18 protein-coding genes are annotated in these 18,104 nt (G+C 75.4%); 12 read left to right on the forward strand and 6 right to left on the reverse strand.

The features are described from left to right. Window positions 1–9 precede the first annotated feature (9 nt). From HNR61_RS49375 to HNR61_RS24390, 3 genes are all read left to right on the forward strand, one after another. Complete coding sequence (locus tag HNR61_RS49375; protein WP_281400559.1) at window positions 10–783, forward strand: carbonic anhydrase; 774 nt, start codon at window positions 10–12, stop codon at window positions 781–783. A gap of 56 nt (window positions 784–839) precedes the next feature. Continuing rightward, a complete protein-coding gene (locus HNR61_RS24385; protein WP_182845490.1) occupies window positions 840–1,307 on the forward strand; it encodes an SRPBCC family protein in 468 nt (155 codons plus the stop codon). Window positions 1,308–1,496: 189 nt separating this feature from the next. Further along, complete coding sequence (locus HNR61_RS24390) at window positions 1,497–2,891, forward strand: alkaline phosphatase PhoX (RefSeq protein WP_182845491.1); 1,395 nt, start codon at window positions 1,497–1,499, stop codon at window positions 2,889–2,891. Here HNR61_RS24390 and HNR61_RS24395 read toward each other — a convergent pair. After that, window positions 2,857–3,762 carry a LysR family transcriptional regulator gene (locus HNR61_RS24395; protein ID WP_182845492.1) on the reverse strand — a complete coding sequence of 302 codons (906 nt, stop codon included), beginning with the start codon at window positions 3,760–3,762 and terminating at the stop codon, window positions 2,857–2,859. The two genes, HNR61_RS24390 and HNR61_RS24395, sit on opposite strands and share 35 nt — an antisense overlap. Before the next feature lie 84 nt (window positions 3,763–3,846). Here HNR61_RS24395 and HNR61_RS24400 point away from each other — a divergent pair, with 84 nt between their 5' ends. From HNR61_RS24400 to HNR61_RS24420, 5 genes are read left to right on the forward strand one after another with little or no spacing between them, the layout of a single operon-like run. Then, window positions 3,847–4,938 carry an aminotransferase class V-fold PLP-dependent enzyme gene (locus HNR61_RS24400; RefSeq protein WP_182845493.1) on the forward strand — a complete coding sequence of 364 codons (1,092 nt, stop codon included), beginning with the start codon at window positions 3,847–3,849 and terminating at the stop codon, window positions 4,936–4,938. Continuing rightward, complete coding sequence (locus tag HNR61_RS24405; protein ID WP_182845494.1) at window positions 4,935–5,651, forward strand: aspartate/glutamate racemase family protein; 717 nt, start codon at window positions 4,935–4,937, stop codon at window positions 5,649–5,651. Before HNR61_RS24400 ends, HNR61_RS24405 begins: the two co-directional genes overlap by 4 nt. 35 nt (window positions 5,652–5,686) lie before the next feature. Further along, the gene (locus tag HNR61_RS24410; RefSeq protein ID WP_182845495.1) at window positions 5,687–6,307 is read left to right on the forward strand and encodes a LysE family translocator; all 621 of its coding nucleotides are present in this window, start codon (window positions 5,687–5,689) and stop codon (window positions 6,305–6,307) included. Between the two features lie 49 nt (window positions 6,308–6,356). Then, window positions 6,357–7,493, forward strand: a complete 1,137-nt coding sequence (locus HNR61_RS24415; protein WP_182845496.1) for a serine hydrolase domain-containing protein — start codon at window positions 6,357–6,359, stop codon at window positions 7,491–7,493. Window positions 7,494–7,521: 28 nt separating this feature from the next. Next, the gene (locus HNR61_RS24420; protein WP_182845497.1) at window positions 7,522–8,259 is read left to right on the forward strand and encodes a hypothetical protein; all 738 of its coding nucleotides are present in this window, start codon (window positions 7,522–7,524) and stop codon (window positions 8,257–8,259) included. A 16-nt stretch (window positions 8,260–8,275) separates the two neighbouring features. Here HNR61_RS24420 and HNR61_RS24425 read toward each other — a convergent pair whose 3' ends face one another. After that, the gene (locus HNR61_RS24425; RefSeq protein WP_182845498.1) at window positions 8,276–9,949 is read right to left on the reverse strand and encodes a glycoside hydrolase family 16 protein; all 1,674 of its coding nucleotides are present in this window, start codon (window positions 9,947–9,949) and stop codon (window positions 8,276–8,278) included. Between the two features lie 103 nt (window positions 9,950–10,052). After that, window positions 10,053–10,766 (reverse strand): SRPBCC family protein, encoded by a 714-nt coding sequence (locus tag HNR61_RS24430; RefSeq protein ID WP_182845499.1) that lies wholly within the window; start codon window positions 10,764–10,766, stop codon window positions 10,053–10,055. Window positions 10,767–10,931: 165 nt separating this feature from the next. Between HNR61_RS24430 and HNR61_RS24435 the strand changes: the two genes are divergently transcribed. Then, the gene (locus HNR61_RS24435) at window positions 10,932–11,681 is read left to right on the forward strand and encodes an SAM-dependent methyltransferase (protein ID WP_182845500.1); all 750 of its coding nucleotides are present in this window, start codon (window positions 10,932–10,934) and stop codon (window positions 11,679–11,681) included. A 132-nt stretch (window positions 11,682–11,813) separates the two neighbouring features. Here the strand turns inward: HNR61_RS24435 and HNR61_RS24440 are convergent, their stop codons facing one another. Both HNR61_RS24440 and HNR61_RS24445 read right to left on the reverse strand, forming a co-directional pair. After that, window positions 11,814–12,122 carry a branched-chain amino acid transport AzlD family protein gene (locus HNR61_RS24440; RefSeq protein ID WP_067823769.1) on the reverse strand — a complete coding sequence of 103 codons (309 nt, stop codon included), beginning with the start codon at window positions 12,120–12,122 and terminating at the stop codon, window positions 11,814–11,816. Further along, on the reverse strand, window positions 12,122–12,886 hold the full coding sequence (locus tag HNR61_RS24445; RefSeq protein WP_182845501.1) for an AzlC family ABC transporter permease: 765 nt from the start codon (window positions 12,884–12,886) through the stop codon (window positions 12,122–12,124). The genes HNR61_RS24440 and HNR61_RS24445 overlap by 1 nt, the downstream gene beginning before the upstream one ends. A gap of 78 nt (window positions 12,887–12,964) precedes the next feature. On the opposite strand from HNR61_RS24445, the gene HNR61_RS24450 reads away from it, so the two are divergent. After that, the gene (locus tag HNR61_RS24450) at window positions 12,965–13,525 is read left to right on the forward strand and encodes a helix-turn-helix domain-containing protein (protein ID WP_182845502.1); all 561 of its coding nucleotides are present in this window, start codon (window positions 12,965–12,967) and stop codon (window positions 13,523–13,525) included. Between the two features lie 53 nt (window positions 13,526–13,578). On the opposite strand, the gene HNR61_RS24455 is transcribed toward HNR61_RS24450, so the two are convergent. Beyond that, a complete protein-coding gene (locus tag HNR61_RS24455) occupies window positions 13,579–14,727 on the reverse strand; it encodes a 3-oxoacyl-ACP synthase III family protein (RefSeq protein WP_182845503.1) in 1,149 nt (382 codons plus the stop codon). A gap of 227 nt (window positions 14,728–14,954) precedes the next feature. On the opposite strand from HNR61_RS24455, the gene HNR61_RS24460 reads away from it, so the two are divergent. Together HNR61_RS24460 and HNR61_RS24465 are read left to right on the forward strand one after the other, a co-directional pair. Beyond that, window positions 14,955–16,061, forward strand: coding sequence for an ACP S-malonyltransferase (locus tag HNR61_RS24460; RefSeq protein ID WP_182845504.1), 1,107 nt, complete (start codon window positions 14,955–14,957; stop codon window positions 16,059–16,061). A gap of 88 nt (window positions 16,062–16,149) precedes the next feature. Continuing rightward, complete coding sequence (locus HNR61_RS24465) at window positions 16,150–18,027, forward strand: acyl-CoA dehydrogenase (RefSeq protein WP_182845505.1); 1,878 nt, start codon at window positions 16,150–16,152, stop codon at window positions 18,025–18,027. Window positions 18,028–18,104: the final 77 nt, after the last annotated feature.

Raw genomic sequence — 18,104 nt, forward strand, 5'->3', positions numbered from 1 at the left:
GAAGAGGCGATGATGTCGTTCTGCCGTTCTGTTCCCCCGCCCGACGCGCTGCGCCGGGCGCTGCTGCGCGGCGGGCTGGCGGCCGCCGTCACGGCTCCCCTGGCCGCCGCCGGGTGCGCCCGCGCCACCCGGCCCGCGGCCGCGGTGGACCGCGACCCCGACGAACGGCTCACCCCGGCGCAGGCGTGGCGCCGGCTGGCCGAGGGCAACCGGCACTGGGTGGAGGGGAAACTGCTGCATCCCGACCAGAGCGACCGGCGCCGCCGCCAGGTCGCCGCCCGGCAGTCCCCGCTGGCGACGGTGGTGACGTGCATCGACTCGCGGGTGCCGCCCGAGACGGTGTTCGACCAGGGGGTCGGCGACCTGTTCGCGGTGCGGACCGGCGCGCAGACCCTCGACGGGCTGGTGACCGGGTCGGTGGAGTACGGGCCGCTGGAGAACGGCACCCCGCTGATCGTGGTGCTGGGCCACCAGCGGTGCGGCGCGGTCGCCGCCGCCGTGACCGCGCTGACCGGCGGGCACCGGCCGCGCGGGGGGCTGGGCGCGATCGTGACGGCGCTGCGCCCGGCGTTCGCCGACGCCCGCCGCCAGGCCGGGTCCGGAGCGGACCCCGCCGCGCTGGTGGAGGCGACCGTGCGCGCGCAGATCCTGCGCACCGTGCGGGCACTGGAGGCCGATCCGGCGCTGCGCGAACGGCGGCGTTCCGGCGCGCTCGGGCTGGTGGGGGCCTACTACAGCCTCGACACCGGTCTGGTGTCACCGCTGGCGACGCTGGGTGTTTGACCCGCACCTCCTCGGGCAGGGCACTCGACCCAAGCACCCAGGAGGGAAAACCGACGATGAGCAGGATCGAACAGTCGATCGACGTGCAGGTACCGGTCCGCACCGCCTACAACCAGTGGACCCAGTTCGAGAGCTTCCCGGAGTTCATGGAGGGCGTGGACCGCATCGACCAGGTCTCCGACACCCGTACACACTGGGCGACCAGCATCGCCGGGGTCAAGCGGGAGTTCGACGCCGAGATCACCGAGCAGATCCCCGACGAGCGGGTGGCGTGGACCTCCATCGGCGAGCCCCGGCAGGCGGGCGTGGTGACGTTCCACCGGCTCGGCCAGAACCAGACGCGCGTGATGCTGCAGATGGAGTACGAGCCCGAGGGCGTCGCCGAGAAGGCCGCCGACGCGCTCAACGTCGTCGAGCGCCGGGTCAAGGGCGACCTGAAGAAGTTCAAGGAGTTCATCGAGGCGCGCGGCGGTCAGGAGACCGGCGCCTGGCGCGGCGAGGTCGGACAGGACCCCACGTCCTGACGCACCCCACCGCGTCCCATACGTCCTGCTGTGTCCCGGAAAGAACCAGGGGACGCCCCGGCGGGCGCTCCGGCCATCGGCCGGAGCGCCCGTCCGGCCGTTCGGGGAGGGAATGACCCCTTTCGCCGCGGTGTGACTCGTGCTACACACGGGTGATTCACGAGCTTCCCGAGCGGCGGAGGTGCCCCCATGACCGTGACACGCCGGCAGGTGCTGGCCACATCCGGGGCGCTGGGCGCGGCCGGGATCACCTTCACCGGGGCGGTGGAGGAGCTGTTCGGCGGCAGCGAGCCCGCCGCGCGGGCCGCCGCCGCGGTCGGCGGCACCGACGGGTACGGGCCGCTGGTCCCCGACCCCAAGGGGATCCTGGACCTGCCGCGCGGCTTCCGTTACACGATCCTGTCGCGCGAAGGCAGGCCATTGCGGTCCGGGCAGGGCAAGGTGCCCGGCAACCATGACGGCATGACCGCCCTGCCGGGCCGTGGTCGCGACGAGCTGTGGCTGGTGCGCAACCACGAGAACCGGCCCACCGCCCGCAACCCGGTGCCCGCCGTCAAGGGCATCACCTACGACCCGGCGGCCAAGGGCGGTTGCACCACGATCGGGCTCTCCGGCGGGAAGGTGCGCACCGAACGGGTCGCCATCGCCGGGACCGCCGTCAACTGCGCGGGCGGCCCCACCCCGTGGGGCACGTGGCTGACGTGCGAGGAGGACGAGTCCAAGGCCGGGACCAACGGCTACTCCAAGGACCACGGGTTCATCTTCGAGGTGGACCCCTACCGGGGGCGCACCGACGCCAAGCCGTTCACCGCGATGGGGCGCTTCCAGCACGAGGCCGTCGCCGTCGACCCGCACAGCGGGATCGTGTACGAGACCGAGGACGCGTTCGCCCATCCGTTCGGGCTGTTCTACCGGTTCCTGCCGCGCCGGCCCAAGGGCGGGTTCGGCAGCCTGCACGCGGGCGGGCGGCTGGAGGCGCTGCGGGTGCCGGGCGTGCCCGACCTGTCGGTGGTGCGGAAGGCCGGGACCAGCTTCGACAAGGTCGAGTGGGTGAAGGTCCCCGATCCGCTGGCCAGGCAGACCCCGATCCGGTTGCAGGACTTCGGCAAGGGCGGCATCACCCACGCCCAGAAGCTGGAGGGCTGCTACTGGGGCGATGACCGGGTCTACTTCGTCTCCAGCTACGCGCGGTCGCGGGAGGGCTCCGGGGCCGACCACTTCGGGCAGGTGTGGTCCTATGAGCCGCGCCGCAACCGCCTGACGCTGGTCATCGTGTTCGGCCCCGGAACCGATGTGAACAAACCGGGCGAATCGCCCGACAACATCTGCCTGGCCCCGCAGGGCGGGCTGATGGTGTGCGAGGACGGCGGCGGCGAGCAGTTCGTGTACGGAGTGACGCGCAGGCGCCGGGTGTACCCGATGGCCCGCAACCGGCAGAACATCGGCACCCCGCAGGCCCCCGAGTACGGCGAGTTCGCGGGGGCGACGTTCTCCCCGGACGGCCGCACGATGTTCGTCAACGTCTACGCCCCGGGCACCACCTTCGCCATCACCGGTCCCTGGCACCGGGGAACGGGCCGGTAGCCAGCTCCTCCAGCAGCGCGGCGACGGCGGGCGGCCGGGGCCCGGCGGGGACCACGGCGGCGATGCGGCGGTGCCCCAGCTCGGGGGCCTCGGCGCGCACCACGCCCGCCTCGCGGTGCAGCGCGAACGCCAGGCCGGGCAGGGCGGTGACGGCCAGCCCCCGGGAGACCAGGCACTGCACGGCCACGTGGTCGTCGGTGGCGAACGCGATGCGGGGGGTGAACCCGGCCTCGGCGCAGGCGTGCAGCAGGTGGCCGCGGCAGCGTTCGCAGCCCGAGACCCAGGGGTCGCCGGCCAGGTCGGCCAGCCGCAGCCGCCCCTTCCCGGCCAGGGGGTGGTCGGCGGGCAGCGCCAGGTGGATGGGGTCCTCGTACAGCGGGATCTCGCGCAGGCGGGTGCCGGTGTCGGGCGGGGAGTGCGGATAGGCGAACACCACCGCCAGGTCGGCCTCGCCCGCGCGCAGCAGGGCCAGGGCCTGGGGAGGCTCGGCCTCGGTGAGGGTGACGGCGACGCCGGGGGCGCGCTCGCGCAGCCGGGCCAGGGCGTCGGGCAGCAGGGCCGCGGCGGCGGTGGGGAACACCGCCGCGCGCACGCGTCCGGCGCGCAGCCCGGCGATGGCGGCGATGCGCTCCTCCACGTCGGCGGTGCGGGCCAGCACGTCCTCGACGTGGTCGACCAGGATGCGCCCGGCCTCGGTGAGCCGCACCCCGCGCCCGTGCCGTACCACCAGCGGCGTTCCCACCTCGGCCTCCAGACGCGCGATGTGGTGGGAGACGGCGGGCTGGGTGAACGACAGGGCGCGGGCGGCGGCGGTCATCGAGCCGAGCCGGGCGACCTCGCGCAGTACGCGGGCGCGGTGCAGGTCCAGCATGGTCGCAAGGTATCAATCAGATTTTGGGGTGAGCCAGAAAATCTCACTTTGCCCTATGGCTGGGGTGGGGCGGATCATCGGAGTATGAGCATTTCGACCAGGATTTCCCTCAGTGAGGCCCGGCGGGAGTTCGCCGCCGAGGTCGCCTATCTCGACACCGCCGCCTACGGGCTGCCGCCGCGCGCCGCGCACCGGGCCATGCTGGAGGCCGAGCGGGCGCGCGCCGCCGGGACGTTGGACCTGGCGGCGATGGACGAGGCGGTGCGGCGCTCGCGCGCGGCGTTCGCGCGGCTGGCGGGGGTGCCCGCCGAGCGGGTGGCGGTCGGGCCGCAGGTGTCGTACTTCGTCGGGCTGGTCGCCGCGTCGCTGCCCGCCGGGGCGACGGTGCTGGTGGCCGAGGAGGACTTCACCTCGGTGCTGTTCCCGTTCCTGGCGCGGCCGGAGCTGACGGTGCGGTCGGTGCCGCTGGAGCGGATCGCCGAGGCGGTGGACGAGCGGGTCGATCTGGTGGCGGTGTCGGCGGTGCAGTCGGCCGACGGCCGGATCGCGCCGCTGGCGGAGCTGGCCGAGGCGGCGCGGGCGTGCGGGGTGCGGATCCTGCTGGACGCCACGCAGGCCGCGGGCTGGCTGCCGTTGCCCGTGGACCGGGTGGACCTGGTGGTGTGCGGCGGCTACAAGTGGCTGCTCGGGCCGCGCGGCACCGCGTTCCTGACCGGAAGCCGCGAGGCGCTGGCGCAGCTGCCGCCGGTCGGGGCGGGCTGGTACGCCGGGGCCGAGGTGTGGGACTCCCTGTACGGTCCTCCGCTGCGGCTGGCGGACGACGCGCGCCGTCTGGACCTGTCCCCGGCCTGGTCGAGCTGGGTGGGGCAGGCCCCGGCGCTGGAGTGGCTGGAACGGGTGGGGGTCGAGGCGATCCACGCCCACGACGTGGCCTTGGCCAACCGTTTCCGGGCGGGGCTGGGGCTGCCTCCGGGGGATTCGGCGATCGTGTCGGTCCCGGTGGTCGACGGCACGGCCGAGGCGCTGCGCGCCCACGGGGTGGTGGCCGCGCTGCGGGCCGGACGGCTGCGGTGCGCGTTCCACGTCTCCACCGACGAGGAGGACGTGGACAAGGCGGTCGCCGCGCTGGCGGGCCGGGTGGTGCGCCGGGAGCCGGCGCGGGGGGCCCACCGATGAGGACGATCGGGCTGCTGGGCGGGATGAGCTGGGAGTCGACGGCCGAGTACTACCGGCTGCTGAACGAGTTCACCCGCGACCGGCTGGGCGGGCTGCACTCGGCGCGGTGCGTGGTGTACTCGCTGGACTTCGCCGAGATCGAACGGTTGCAGGTCGCGGGCGACTGGGAGGAGGCCGGGCGGGTCCTGGCCGACGCCGCGCGGGCGGTGGAGGCGGCGGGCGCGGACCTGCTGCTGATCGGCACCAACACCATGCACAAGGTCGCCGACACGGTCGCGGCGGCGGTGTCGGTGCCGCTGCTGCACCTGGCCGACACCACCGCCGACGCGGTGCTGGCGGCGGGGCTGCGGCGGGTCGGGCTGCTGGGGACCGCCTTCACCATGGAGCAGGACTTCTACCGGGGGCGGCTGGCGGAGCGCGGGCTGAGCGTGGACGTCCCCGGCGCCGAGGGCCGCGCGACCGTCCACCGGATCATCTACGAGGAGCTGTGCCGGGGCGTGGTCCGCGAGGAGTCGCGGGCGGCCTACCGGCGCGTCATCGGGGATCTGGTGGCGGACGGGGCCGAGGGGGTCGTGCTGGGCTGCACCGAGATCGAGCTGCTGATCGGCGCCGACGACAGCCCGGTGCCGGTGTTCCCGACCACGCGCCTGCACGCCGCGGCGGCGGTGGAGCTGGCGGTGGAGGCGGCCCGCTCCGGCCACGCCCGACCCTGACATGATGCTCTGGTCTTTGACGAGAGGGGAATGCGATGACGTTCGCTCAGGTGGTGGCGTTCGCGGGAGTGATGCTGCTCGGCGCGCTGGCGCCGGGGCCCGACTTCGCGGTGGTGGTGCGGCAGGCGGCCACCGGCGGGCGGCGGGCCGGGATGGCGGCCGCCGCCGGGATCGCGGCCGGGGTGTTCGTGTGGGCGGCCACGGCCGCGCTGGGGGTGGCGGCGCTGCTGGCGGCGTCGGCGACCGCCTACACCGTCGTGAAGGTCGCGGGCGCGGCGTACCTGCTGTACCTGGGAGTGCGGTCGCTGCTGGCGGCGCGCCGGGGCGGCGGCGTGGAGCCCGCGGCCGAGGGCGGGCGCCGGGCGTCGGCGTGGGCCGGGTTCCGGCAGGGTCTGCTGACCAACGTCCTCAACCCCAAGGCGGCGGCGTTCTTCGTGGCGCTGATGCCGCAGTTCCTGGGCGACGATCCGCGGGTGGGCGGGACGCTGGTGCTGTCGGCGGTGGCGACGCTGGTGGCGGGAGCCTGGTTCCTGGTGGTGGCCAACGTGGTGGGGGCGTTGCGGCAGGTGTTCTCGCGCGAGCGGGTGCGGCGGACCATCGACGGGGTGACCGGCGCGGCGCTGATCGGGCTGGGCGTGCGGATGGCGTCCGACTGACCCGAACGTCGCTCTAGTGCGGGTGGGCGCGGCGGGCTACGGTGCGCTCATGGCGGAGATCCACGGCACGTGTGACGAACGGTTCGGCGCGGTGCGCGAGGCCCTGGCGGCGTCGCTGGAACGCGACGACGTGGGGGCCTCGGCGGCGGTCTACCTGGACGGCGAGCCGGTGGTGGACCTGTGGGGCGGCCACGCCGACGAGGAGCGGACGCGGCCGTGGGAACGCGACACGATCGTCAACTGCTGGTCCACCACCAAGACGATGACGGCGCTGTGCGCGCTGGTGCTGGCCGACCGGGGCGAACTGGAGCTGGCCGCCCCGGTCGCGCGGTACTGGCCGGAGTTCGCGGCGGCGGGCAAGGACCGGGTGGAGGTGCGGCACCTGCTGTCGCACACCGCCGGGCTGCCGACCTGGGAGGCCGAGCCGATGGCCACCGAGGACCTGTACGACTGGGAGAAGGCGACCTCGGTGCTGGCGCGGCAGGCGCCGGCGTGGGAGCCGGGGACGGCGGCGGGCTACCACGCCTTCACCCAGGGGTACCTGGTGGGCGAGGTGATCCGGAGGGTGACCGGCACGACGGTGGGACGGTTCTTCGCCGAGCAGGTCGCCGACCCGCTGGGCGCCGACTTCCACATCGGGCTGGCCCCCGAGCACGACCACCGCGTGTCACCGATCATTCCGGCACCGGTTCCGGCGGAGGGACCGGAGCGGGAGGCGCTGCGGGAGGCGGCCCGGTTCTTCGCCAACCCCCCGTTCGCGGCCGCGACCGCCAACACCGCCGCGTGGCGGCGCGCGGAGATCCCGGCGGCGGGCGGTCACGGCAACGCGCGTGCGGTGGCGGCGGTGCAGTCGGTGCTGGCCAACGGGGGCGAGGCGCGGGGCGTGCGGCTGCTGTCGCCCGCCGGGTGCGAGGCGGTGCTGCAGGAGCAGTTCCACGGCAAGGACCGTTTCCTGGGCGTGGCGATGCGCTACGGCATGGGCTACGGGCTGCGCAGCGACGAGGTGCCGATCTCGCCGAACCCGCGCGCGTGTTTCTGGGGCGGGTGGGGCGGCTCGCTGGTGGTGGTCGACCTGGACGCGCGCCTGTGCGTGGCGTATGTGATGAACCGGATGCTCGGCGGCACGCTGGGCGACACCCGGGGCGCCGGCATCGTGATGGCCGCCTACGCGTCGTTGGGGGCCTGAGACCGGGGTGGGTGTCGACTGGGTGTGGATGCGCCCGCGTCCGGGCGTGGACCGGGCGGCGCTGGAGGCGGCGGTCGCGGCGCAGGCGGCCTGGTACCGGGAGCGCGGGGCGGTGGATCCGGAGGAGTTCGGTCATCTGCCGGCGCCGGTGGCTCCGCAGGGCGCGCCCGAGCTGGACGACCTGGTGGAGGCGTGCGGGCAGGACGCCTACCGGGTGCAGGTGCTGGTGCTCAACCAGGCGTTTCCCCCGGAGTGGCGGTCGGCGGACCACCGCAGTCACCTGCCGGACGAGCTGGCGGTGCGGGTGCGGCGGTGGCGTCGGCATCGGGAGGAGGTTGCGGCGGGCGGGCACCGGGAGTTCCTGCGGGCCTGGCACGACCACCGCACGGCGCGGGAGACGGCGCGGGCCTGGGGGCGGCTGCGGGAGCTGGCCGAGGCGGCCGGGGAGCGCACCAACCACTGGGCGCGGCGTCCGGAGCTGGTCGAGCTGCGCGAACGGATCCTGGCGGCGACGCCGCCGGTGGTGCCGGCCGCCCCGCGTTGGGGCGCGGTCCCTTCGGATGATCCGGGTGAGGACCGGTCGCCGTTCGTGGCGATGGTGCGGGAGTGGAACCGGCGGGTGCCGGGCGGGCAGAAGGTGCGGGTGCTGCTTCCCGCGCCGCTGGAGCAGGAGCTGGCCGAGGCGGTGGGCTGCGACTGGCTGGCGGAGTTCCTGGACTGGGCGCAGCGGGCCGCCGACGAGGGCCGTGGCCTGCTGCTGTGCTGAAGGGTCGTGGCGGGGGTCAGGTCTCGGGCAGCCGGTGGATGCGGACCCAGTCGACCTCCATGGTGACCTTGGCGGGGGTGGTGCGGTCGCGGCAGAAGCGGGGGCCGCGGTCGCAGATCTGGTCCATCTGCAGGGCCAGGCCCATGCGGGTGCGCGGGTGCTGGGGCAGCAGGCGGCCGGTGTAGTGCCACACCTTGCGGCCGTCGATCCAGTAGGTGAGGCTGCCGGGCCTCCAGTCCAGGGCGACGGTGCGCCATCGGGTGAAGTCGGCGCGGACGTTGCGGCCGGTCTCGTCGCCGTCGAGGCCCTGGTGGACGAACAGGCCGGTGGTCTTGCGGGTGGGGTCGATGACCTCGGCGAAGTTGATCTCGGCCTTCTCGGGGTCGCCGAAGCGTTCGGGCCACAGCAGCGCCACGGCCGAGTAGCCCTTGCCGGGGTCGGCGCGCATGCGGACCTCCCAGCGGCCGTAGCGCTGGTTGAGGCGGGAGGCGATGCCACCGGACAGGTCCTTGCCGCCGTACAGGGCGCCGGTGAGGCGGAGCGTGCCGTCGGCGACGCGGGTGGCGTCGTCGGTGCGGGGATTCACGCGGGCGTCGGGGGTGTCGTAGACGACCCATTTGGCGGGGTCCAGGCGGGTGCCGTCGAAGTCCTCGGTGACGACGGGGGCTCCCCATCCGGCGGGTACGGGCGGTTTGCCGGGCTGGCGGGGCGGGGCGGGGGCCCTGTCACCGGTGTCGTCACCGGTGTCGTCGCGGGTGTTGTGGCGTTTCATGACGGCCTGCAGGTCGGGGTGGCCGTCGGTGCCGTCGGCGTCGGCCAGGGAGGGGCAGGCCCAGCGGGGCTGGCGGCTCCAGGAGTAGCTGACGTCGAAGGCGGGGGCGGGGACCAGGGTCCTCCAGCGGTCCAGGATGGCCTGGAGCTGGGCGGCGGTGGGCAGCCGCCAGGCCCTGCCCCCGGTGCCGGCGCCGGTGACGCACTGCTGGCCGAAGGTCTGGTAGACGGGGACGATCTTCTCGCGGGTGAATCCGGCCCTGGCGGCCTGGCCGACCATGCGGTCGATGACCTCCAGGTCGCATTTCCCGGCGGTGGCGCGGCACGGGTAGGGGTCCAGGCCGACCAGGTCCAGGCCGGTGTCGGCGGCGCGCGGCGGGGCGGCGTTCCAGTCGGTGAGGGAGGCGAACGCGCGGTGTCCGGGGGCGTGGCGGTGGACGATCGCGGCGCGTTCGCGGATCCGGGCGGTGATGCCGGGGCAGCGCTTGGGGTCGGGTTCGTCGGCCAGGTACCAGCCGTAGACACGCGGATGCCGGGCGAACCGCTTGACGGTGGCGGTGAAGTCGCGGGTGGCGCCGGCGGAGGGCTCGCAGGGGGTGCCGCCGGTCCACAGCAGCGCCTGGGCTCCCTTGGGGAGGGCGTCCAGGGCCTTGGCGTCGGGGGCCAGGTCGAACAGGTCGTAGCCGAGGGCCGCGGCCTTGGCGTGGTCGGCGGCGGGCAGGTTGAGGGCCAGGTGGCGGGTGGCGCGTGCGGGTGTGTCGCCGGGCGAGGGCGTGGGGGTCGGGGCACGCGGCGGGGTGGCGGTGGGGCGCGGGGCCGCGTCGCCGGGGCCGGGGGTGAGGACGAGGCCGGTGACCGTTCCGGCGGCGGCCGCGGCGAGGGCGACCGAGGCGATCCCTGCGGTGAGGCGTGGTCTCATGCGCGTCTCCCGGCTGCGCGTGCGGGAAGCGGGGCTGCGCGCATTCTGACGCGTTTCGCGGAGGCGGGCGAGCCTTTCGCGCGGACGGTGATGGGACGCGGGGTCAGCCGGTGACGGCGGGGTCCTTGGCGACGGCCTGCCAGCGGTGCGTCCACCGGTCGCGGACCCGGGCGAACGCGGCCGGGTCGAGGTCGTGGACGCTGACGGTGACGGCGCAGTCGGCGGGGCCGGGGTCGGTGAGCGGACGGTCGGCCGACACCACGACCAGGTCGTCGTCGGTGTCGACGAACACGCTTTGGAAGCGGCTGCGGTGGCGGACGTCGACGGCGTCGACCAGGTCCAGCACGTCGCCCGGCGCGGCCGAGCCGGTCAGGCGCAGCGTGCGGCGGGAGCCGGTGGGGTGGCATTCCAGCAGGAAGCGCAGTTGCTGGAGGAAGGAGCGCCAGTCCTCGCGGACGGCGTGGTGGGCGTCGTCGCCGCCGGTGGGCCGCTGCCGGGTGCGCACCCGGACCAGGGTGCCGGTCGGGTGCGGCTCCAGCTCCAGGAGCCGGCCGTCGTCCCAGGCGATGCGGTCGGGCGGGGTGCGGGTGGGACGCTCGGTGAAGGTGAGGTGGATCTCCCGTTCCAGGTCCGGGTGGTCCCAGCCGAACCAGTGGCGGATGAGCGCCGGATCGGTCAGCGCCCGCCAGACCTCGGCGCGGGGCGCGGCGATGAGGGCCTTGACGGCGAAGGGCCGCTGCTCGGCCCGCTGCTCGGCCCGCTGCTCGGCCCGCTGCTCGGGCCGCTGCTCGGGCTGCTGGTCAGGCTGTGGGGACATGGTCGTCGCCTTCCTTCGCGGGAGGCCCCTTGGATCGTCATCGTCCAGAGAGGGCCGGCGATCGTCAACGCGAAACGGCCGCGAACGGAAAACGGCTGGCGGGCGCCGGGCCTCCCCTCCATGATGGCGGGCGGTCGTTTCCCGTCCCGTGAGGAGTCGTGACAGGTGTCCACCCTGTGGCAGCACGAGATCGCCGAGTCCGAGCACCGCGTTCTCAACCCGTTCACCGATGACAGGCTGCGGTTGCTGGGTGAGGTCGCGCGGATCGCGCCGGGGGCGCGGATCCTGGACCTGGCGTGCGGCAAGGGCGAGATGCTGTGCCGCTGGGCGGCCGAGCGCGGCGCGCACGGCGTCGGGGTGGATCTCAGCGAGGTGTTCCTGTCGGCCGCCCGTGCCCGCGCCGAGGAGTTGCGGGTGGCCGAACGGGTGCGTTTCGTGCACGGGGACGCCGGGGCCCACCGGGCCGAGCCGGGGGCGTTCGACGTGGTCTGCTGCATCGGCGCGACCTGGATCGGCGGGGGCCTGGCCGGGACGCTGGAGGTGATGCGTCCCGCGCTGGCCCCCGGCGGGTTGCTGCTGGTGGGCGAGGTGTTCTGGAACGAGACGCCGCCGCCCGCGGCGTATGCGGCGCTGGGCTGCAAGCCCGACGAGTTCGCCGACCTGGCGGGCACGCTGGACCGGTTCGAGGCGGCCGGGGTCGAGCTGGTGGAGATGGTGCTCGCCGACACCGGCGACTGGGACCGGTACGTGGCCTCGCAGTGGTGGACGGTCCACCAGTGGTTGAAGGCCCACCCCGGGGATCCGCGCGCCGGGGAGATGCGGGCGTTCGCCGACCGGGCGCGGCGTTCCCATCTGGCTTATGGGCGCCGTTACCTGGGGTGGGGCGTGTTCGTGCTGCGCGGCGAGCCCGCCTGAGCCAGGTGACCGCAACGGGGGCCAGCCGGACAGGATGAGCTCCTCCATCCCCACGGCGGCGCGACGGTGTCCGCCGGGACGGCCTCCAGGGGTGGGCGGCGTCCCGGCGGGCGGGCGGTCAGAGCGGGAGGGTCAGGACAGGCCGCACAGGCGCAGCAGGGCGCAGGTCGCGGCGGCGGCGATCACGACGACGGGGAACGGGGCGCGGCGCAGCACCAGGACGGCGGCGACCAGCACCCCGGCGGGGCGCGCCCAGCCCGCCGGGCCGTCGCCCTGGGTGAGGGCGGCGGTGGCGGCCAGGGTGACCAGCAGGACGGTGGCGGCGTCGGTGAGCAGGTCCCGCAGGCGTTCGGGCAGCCGCAGGCGGCCCTGGAACAGGGGGCCGGCCAGGCGCAGGGCGTAGGTTCCGGCGGCCAGGGCGACGATGGCCAGGACGGGCATCAGCGGACCTCCTGCGGGGCGGACTGGATCTCGGACTCGGAGGCGGGTTCGGTATCGGAACCGTTGGCGGGGGCGGTGCGGCGCAGGGTGAACACCAGGCCGGCCAGGGCGAGCAGGACCGGCAGTCCCGCGGGCAGCAGCGGGGTGGCGGCCACGGCGACCAGCGCGCCGGTCAGGGCGGCGGCGCGCAGCCGTCCCCGGCCCGGGCCGGTGAGGGCGGGCAGCACCAGGGCCAGCAGCACGGCGGGGAAGGCGGCGTCCAGGCCGAGGGCGTCGGTGTCGCCGATGACGCGGCCGGCCAGGGCCCCGACCAGGACCGCCAGGTTCCAGACCACGAACAGGCCCACGGCGCTGATCCAGAACGCGGCGCGGCGGCGGTGCGGGTCGCGGTGGCGCAGGGTGAAGGCGACGGACTCGTCGGTCACCAGGTGCGCGCCGAGCAGGCGGGCCCAGCGGCGGCGGCGCGGGGTGCCGTGGTCCAGCACGTCGGCGACGGCGAAGCCGAACACCAGCAGGCGGGCGTTGAGGATGAGCCCGGCGGCGACGGCGGCGAGCGCGCCGCCCCCGGCCAGCACCACGCCGACGGCGGCGAACTGCGAGCCGCCCGCGAACACCAGCAGGGACATGACGATCGGCACCCAGAGGGGCAGTCCCCCGGCGACGGCGATCGCGCCGAAGGAGGCGCCGACCAGGGCGTCGGCCAGGCAGACCAGGGCGATGTCGCGGAGCGTGCCGCGATCCAGTGTTCGCCAGAGTGAACGCATGTCCATTACAGTGAACCCCAGGGGCGTTGTTCGTCAAATCGAACATCTGGTAGCGCAGAACGAACACGGGAGCGGTGCATGGGACCGGGGCCGGAGGAGCTGGGCACGCTGATCGCGATGGCGCTGCGGCGCGAACGCGAGCGCGCGGGGCTGTCGCTGACCGAGCTGGCCAAGCGCGCGGGGGTCGCCAAGTCGACGCTGTCGAAGCTGGAGTCGGGCGCCGGCAACCCGAGCGTGGAGGTGCTGTGGGCGCTGGCGACCGCGCTGGGGGTGACGTTCAGCCGCCTGGTGGACCCGCCGCGCCCCACGGTGCGGGTGGTGCGGGCCGGGGAGGGCCCGGTCACCCACGCCGAGCAGGCCGGGTACGCCGCGACGCTGCTGGCCTCCTGCCCGCCGGGGGCGCGGCGCGACCTGTACCGGATCGTGGCGTGGCCGGGGCCGCCGCGGGTGTCGGAGCCGCACATCCCCGGCACGCTGGAGCACGTGGTGCTGGCCGCCGGGCGGGCGCTGGTGGGCCCGGCCGACGACCCGGTGGAGATGGGGCCCGGCGACTACGTGGCCTATCCGGGCGACGCCCGGCACGTGTTCGAGGCGCTGGAGCCCGACACCAGCGCGATGCTGGTGATGGAGCACGTGTAGGGCGGTCGCCCAGGCGGCGGGACCGGCGCCGCCGAGCCCTCGCCTTCAGGTGGTCAGCGGGGCGCCTCGCTTCCGGGCGGCCAGCTGATCAGGGCGTGGCCCCAGGTCATGCCGGCTCCGAACCCGGCCAGCAGCACCAGTTCGCCGGGGGCGACGCCGCGGGTGCGCACGGCCCGGTCCAGGGCGTAGGGGAGGCTGGCGGCGCCGATGTTGCCGACGTCGCTTCCGGCGATCACCAGTTGGTCGGGGTCCAGGCCGCAGCGGTCGGCCAGGGCCGCGACCAGTTTGGGGTTGGGCTGGTGCGGGACCACCAGGGCCAGGTCGGCGGGTTTGACGCCGCCCGCCTGGCAGCCCTCGTCGACCAGGCGGGGCAGGGTGGCGGTGATGAACTCGCGGACGGCGCGGCCGTCCATGTGGATGGTGTGGCCGGCTGTGGCCAGGGTGTCGGGGGTGGCGGGCAGGCGGCTGCCGCCCGCGGGGATCAGCACGTCGCCGGCGCGGGTGCCGTCGGAGCCCAGGGTCAGCGACAGCACGCCGTAGGGGGCCGGGACGGGCCCGACGACGGCGGCGGCCGCGCCGTCGCCGAACAGCGCGGCGGTGGCGCGGTCGCGGTGGTTGAGGAAGCGGGAGTAGACCTCCACGCCGATCACCAGGGCGTAGGGCGCGGCGCCGCGCTGGGTGGCCAGCCAGCCGACGGCGGCCTGGAGGCCGTAGACGAAGCCGCTGCACGCGGCGGCGACGTCGAACGCGGCGGCGCCGGTCGCGCCGAGCAGCGCCTGCACGCGGCAGGCGGTGGAGGGGCCGAGTTCGTCGGGGGTGGAGGTGCCCAGCACGATCAGTCCGAGGTCGTCCGGGCGCAGTCCGGCGGCCTCCAGGGCGCGGCGCGCGGCGAGGGCGGCCAGGTCGGAGGCGGCCTGTGCGTCGTCCGCGACGTGGCGGGTGCGGATGCCGGTGCGTTCCTCGATCCAGTCCGGGGGCAGGCCCAGGGACGCCGACAGCTCGCCGCTGGGGACGCGGCGTTCGGGCAGGAACGCGCCGGTGCCGCGGATCGCCCAGCGCTGGGCGGGCGCGGGAGGGGCCGGGGGTGCGGCGGCCGGTTGCGGACTGGTCGGTTCGGTGCGGGGTGGCCGGGGGTAGGACGGCTGCGGAGGGGTGACGGGCCGCTCGGACCGCGGGCGGCGGGCGTCCGGACGTTGGTTCATGGGCGCTCCCCGGTCCGGCCGCTGGTGACCGGACCCTGTGTGGCCGATCGGTCCGCCGGGTCCCCCGGGACGGGACCACTGATGGTTGTCAGACCGATTTCATGAGTGAATAATCCCAGTTTGTAACTTTTGTTCCATAACTACAGACCAAACGGCGTTTATCCCTTCGGAGACGTGGGTCTTCCGTTGAGGTAAGGGGTGTCCGCGTGTCGTCGTCGGCTGACTGGATGGGACGGCTCAGGCCCGATGCGGTGTGCGCGCTGCTGTTCCCGGGCACCGGGTCGGCGGGCGCGCCGGACCTGGTGACGTTGGCGGCGCGGGGGCCGGGACCGGCGCGGGTGGTCGGTGACGTGGTGGACGCGGTGCAGGAGGCGCTGCCGCGGGAGCGATGGCCCTCGCTGCGGCGGATCCTGCTGGAGGACCCCGACACCTACCGGGAGGCGGCGCGGCTGCCGGGGGTGGCGCAGCTGGCGGCCTACACCGCCTCGGTGGCGGTGGACCGGGTGCTGCGGGCGGCGGGGGTGATGCCGCGGTTCGCGGTCGGGCAGAGCTTCGGGGAGATCGCGGCGCTGGTGTGCGCCGGGGCGTTCTCGGTCACCGACGGCGCGCGCATGGCGGCCGACCTGGTGGGGGTGCTGGCGCGGCGCGGCGGGGGCGGCGGCATGGGGCTGCTGGAGGCCGACGAGGCGGCCACCCTCAAGTGCATCGCGCGCGCCGAGGCCGAGGGGGCGGGCGCGGGTCGGGTGGTGGTGGCGTGCCTGAACGCGCCGTCGGCGACGGTGGTCAGCGGCCCGGACGCCGAGCTGGACCGGGTGCTGGCGGTGGCGCGGGAGTCGGGGGTGCGCGCGGCGCGGCTGGCGGTGCCCTACCTGTCGCACCATCCGGCGATGGCCGGGGCCGACGACGAGTGGTACGCGATGATCCGCCCGATGCGGCAGCGGCCGCTGGAGGTGACGGTGCACTCGCCGGTGCGGGGCCGCGTCTACGGCGACGACGACGACCTGCACCGGGCGCTGGCCGACTGCATCGTCAAACCGGTGCGGTTGCCGGCGACGCTGCGCGCGGTGCACCGGGCGGGCGCGACGGTGTTCGTCGAGGGCGGCGCGGGCGGCGCGTTGTGCCAGTGCGCGCGGATGACGGTGCGGGACGTGGCGACGGTGACGCCGCTGCGGGACCGGCGGCGGACCGCTCCGCCCGGCGGGGCGACGGCCGCGCCGCCCCCGCTCGCCGGGCGGGACGCCGCATCCGAGGTCGGCAAGGCCTCCCCGGAGGTGAGCAAGTCCTCGCCGGAGGTGACGGCGCCCGACGAGGAGCCCTCCGACGTCCCCTCCTGAGGGGCGCGTCGCGCGGCGTGCCGGCGGCGGCGGCCCGTTGAGGGTTTTGTTGATGACCGCGACCCCCCGAGACTGACGGGAGCATCCCATGGACGCCGAGGCGCACGCCGAGACGCGCGTTGACACCGACCGCCTGCGCCGGCTGGTGCACGGTCCGGCGCTGGAGCCCAAGGTCGCGGCCTGGCTGGCCGAGGCGGTCCCCGAGGAGTTCTGCGTCCTGCCCGACGGGCTGACCCTGAGGGAGCGGCAGGAGCTGACCTACCGGCGGCTGGCGCGGGCGGGCCGGGCCGCGCCCGCCGCGCCGGAGCTGCTGGAGGATCCGGGGGTGCTGTGCGCGCTGCTGGAGCGCGCGGCGATCGCCGATCCGGCGTTGTTCCATGTGATGCTGCTGCACTACACGCTGGCGCTGGGGCCGATCCTGGCGTTCGGGGACGAGCGGACCGGGCCGCGCGCCGAGCGCGCGGAGCTGGAGTCGATGGCGGCGTGCGGGACGCTGCTGATGACCGAGGTGGGCCGCAGCAACAGCCATCTGTCGCCGCGCACCCTGGCCCGCTTCGACGCCGCGACCGGCGAGTTCGTGCTGACCAGCCCGGACGCGGCGGCGGCGAAGTTCCCCACCAGCACCGCGCACCCGGCCGTCGCCAAGACCGCCGCGGTGTACGCCACGCTGGAGCACGACGGGGCCGAGCGCGGGGTGTTCGTGTTCGTGGCGCGGCTGCGCGACGCCGAGGGGAACGTGCCGCCGGGCGTGCGGATCATGGAGGCTCCCGACTCCTCGGGCCTGCCGGTGGACTACGCGGCGGTGCGGTTGGAGGGGCTGCGGGTGCCCTACGAGGCGTGGCTGCGCGACGGGGCCTCCATCGACGCCGACGGGGTGCTGCGCGATCCGGCGGGCGGGGCGGCGCAGCGTCTGACGCGGTCGATGGGGATCGCGCCGCCGGTGTGGCGGGCGGTGGTGTCGGCGTCGGCGGCGATCACGCGGGCGGCGGCGGGGACGCTGTGGGCGCACTCGGCGGGCCGGACCACGCTGGGGCGGCTGGCGCCGCGCCGTCCGCTGACCGACTACCGCAACCAGCAGGAGGCGGTGCTGGGGGCGGTGGCGTCGGCGTACGCGCTGACGGTGGTGGCCTCCCACGTCAAGGGCCACCGTCCCGCCGCGCCCGCGGCCGGCGAAAGCGACGGCGGCGGCGACGGTGGTGGCGAGGGCGGCGGCGAGGGCGGCGGCGAGGGCGGGGGGACGGCGTGGGCGCCGTGGTCGGCGGTGGACCGGGACCTGGCGTTGCTGAAGGCGGCGGCGACGGCGCTGGCGCAGGAGACGGTGGCGCGGTGCCGGGTGCACAGCGGCGCGCCGGGGTTCGCCGCCACCGACCGGCTCAACGCCTACCGGGGGCTGGCCCACGCCTACCTGAGCGCGGGCGGCGACAACGCGCTGGTGCTGTTCGACACCGCGCGGGCGATGGCGGACCTGGACCACTACCGGATGCCGCCCGAGGCCGCGGTGCCGCAGGGCGACTTTCCCGACGAGGAGCTGGTGGAGCCGCGGATGTGGCTGGCGATGGCCGGGGCGGTCGAGCGGCGGCTGCGCGAGCGGCTGGCCGAGCGGGTGGCGACGGCGCGGGCGGGCGGCGCCGAGCCGTTCACCGCCTGGAACGACAACCTGGCGCTGGCGTCGCGGACGGCCACGGCGCTGGGCGACCGGATGATGCTGACGATCCTGGCCGAGGCGCTGGGCGACGGCCCGGCGGTGCTGCGGAGGCTGGCGGGCCTGCACGCGCTGGAGTGGATGGAGCGCCGCGCCGACGTCCTGCTCAACGAGGGCGTGGCCGGTGCGGGGCTGCTGGACCGGGTGTGGCGGGCGCGCCGGCGGATGTGCGACGCGCTGGCTCCGCACGCGGCGGAGCTGGTGGCGGCGTTCGACCTGCCGCAGGCGTTCGGCGCCCCGGCGGGGTGGGTCGCCGGGGAGTGAGGCGTCCGGTATGACATGCCCGCTATGGCATGCCCGGTATGACATGTTCCGTATGACACGCCGTGCGGAAGTCACCG

The sequence above is a fragment of the Actinomadura kijaniata genome (genome assembly GCF_014138665.1).
GTDB lineage: Bacteria > Actinomycetota > Actinomycetes > Streptosporangiales > Streptosporangiaceae > Spirillospora > Spirillospora kijaniata.

Coding starts and splice junctions, on each gene's coding strand:
- HNR61_RS49375 (WP_281400559.1), top strand. CDS start 10: ATGATGTCGTTCTGCCGTTCTGTTCCCCCGCCCGACGCGCTGCGCCGG.
- HNR61_RS24385 (WP_182845490.1), top strand. CDS start 840: ATGAGCAGGATCGAACAGTCGATCGACGTGCAGGTACCGGTCCGCACC.
- HNR61_RS24390 (WP_182845491.1), top strand. CDS start 1,497: ATGACCGTGACACGCCGGCAGGTGCTGGCCACATCCGGGGCGCTGGGC.
- HNR61_RS24395 (WP_182845492.1), bottom strand. CDS start 3,762: ATGCTGGACCTGCACCGCGCCCGCGTACTGCGCGAGGTCGCCCGGCTC.
- HNR61_RS24400 (WP_182845493.1), top strand. CDS start 3,847: ATGAGCATTTCGACCAGGATTTCCCTCAGTGAGGCCCGGCGGGAGTTC.
- HNR61_RS24405 (WP_182845494.1), top strand. CDS start 4,935: ATGAGGACGATCGGGCTGCTGGGCGGGATGAGCTGGGAGTCGACGGCC.
- HNR61_RS24410 (WP_182845495.1), top strand. CDS start 5,687: ATGACGTTCGCTCAGGTGGTGGCGTTCGCGGGAGTGATGCTGCTCGGC.
- HNR61_RS24415 (WP_182845496.1), top strand. CDS start 6,357: ATGGCGGAGATCCACGGCACGTGTGACGAACGGTTCGGCGCGGTGCGC.
- HNR61_RS24420 (WP_182845497.1), top strand. CDS start 7,522: ATGCGCCCGCGTCCGGGCGTGGACCGGGCGGCGCTGGAGGCGGCGGTC.
- HNR61_RS24425 (WP_182845498.1), bottom strand. CDS start 9,949: ATGAGACCACGCCTCACCGCAGGGATCGCCTCGGTCGCCCTCGCCGCG.
- HNR61_RS24430 (WP_182845499.1), bottom strand. CDS start 10,766: ATGTCCCCACAGCCTGACCAGCAGCCCGAGCAGCGGCCCGAGCAGCGG.
- HNR61_RS24440 (WP_067823769.1), bottom strand. CDS start 12,122: ATGCCCGTCCTGGCCATCGTCGCCCTGGCCGCCGGAACCTACGCCCTG.
- HNR61_RS24445 (WP_182845501.1), bottom strand. CDS start 12,886: ATGCGTTCACTCTGGCGAACACTGGATCGCGGCACGCTCCGCGACATC.
- HNR61_RS24450 (WP_182845502.1), top strand. CDS start 12,965: ATGGGACCGGGGCCGGAGGAGCTGGGCACGCTGATCGCGATGGCGCTG.
- HNR61_RS24455 (WP_182845503.1), bottom strand. CDS start 14,727: ATGAACCAACGTCCGGACGCCCGCCGCCCGCGGTCCGAGCGGCCCGTC.
- HNR61_RS24460 (WP_182845504.1), top strand. CDS start 14,955: ATGGGACGGCTCAGGCCCGATGCGGTGTGCGCGCTGCTGTTCCCGGGC.
- HNR61_RS24465 (WP_182845505.1), top strand. CDS start 16,150: ATGGACGCCGAGGCGCACGCCGAGACGCGCGTTGACACCGACCGCCTG.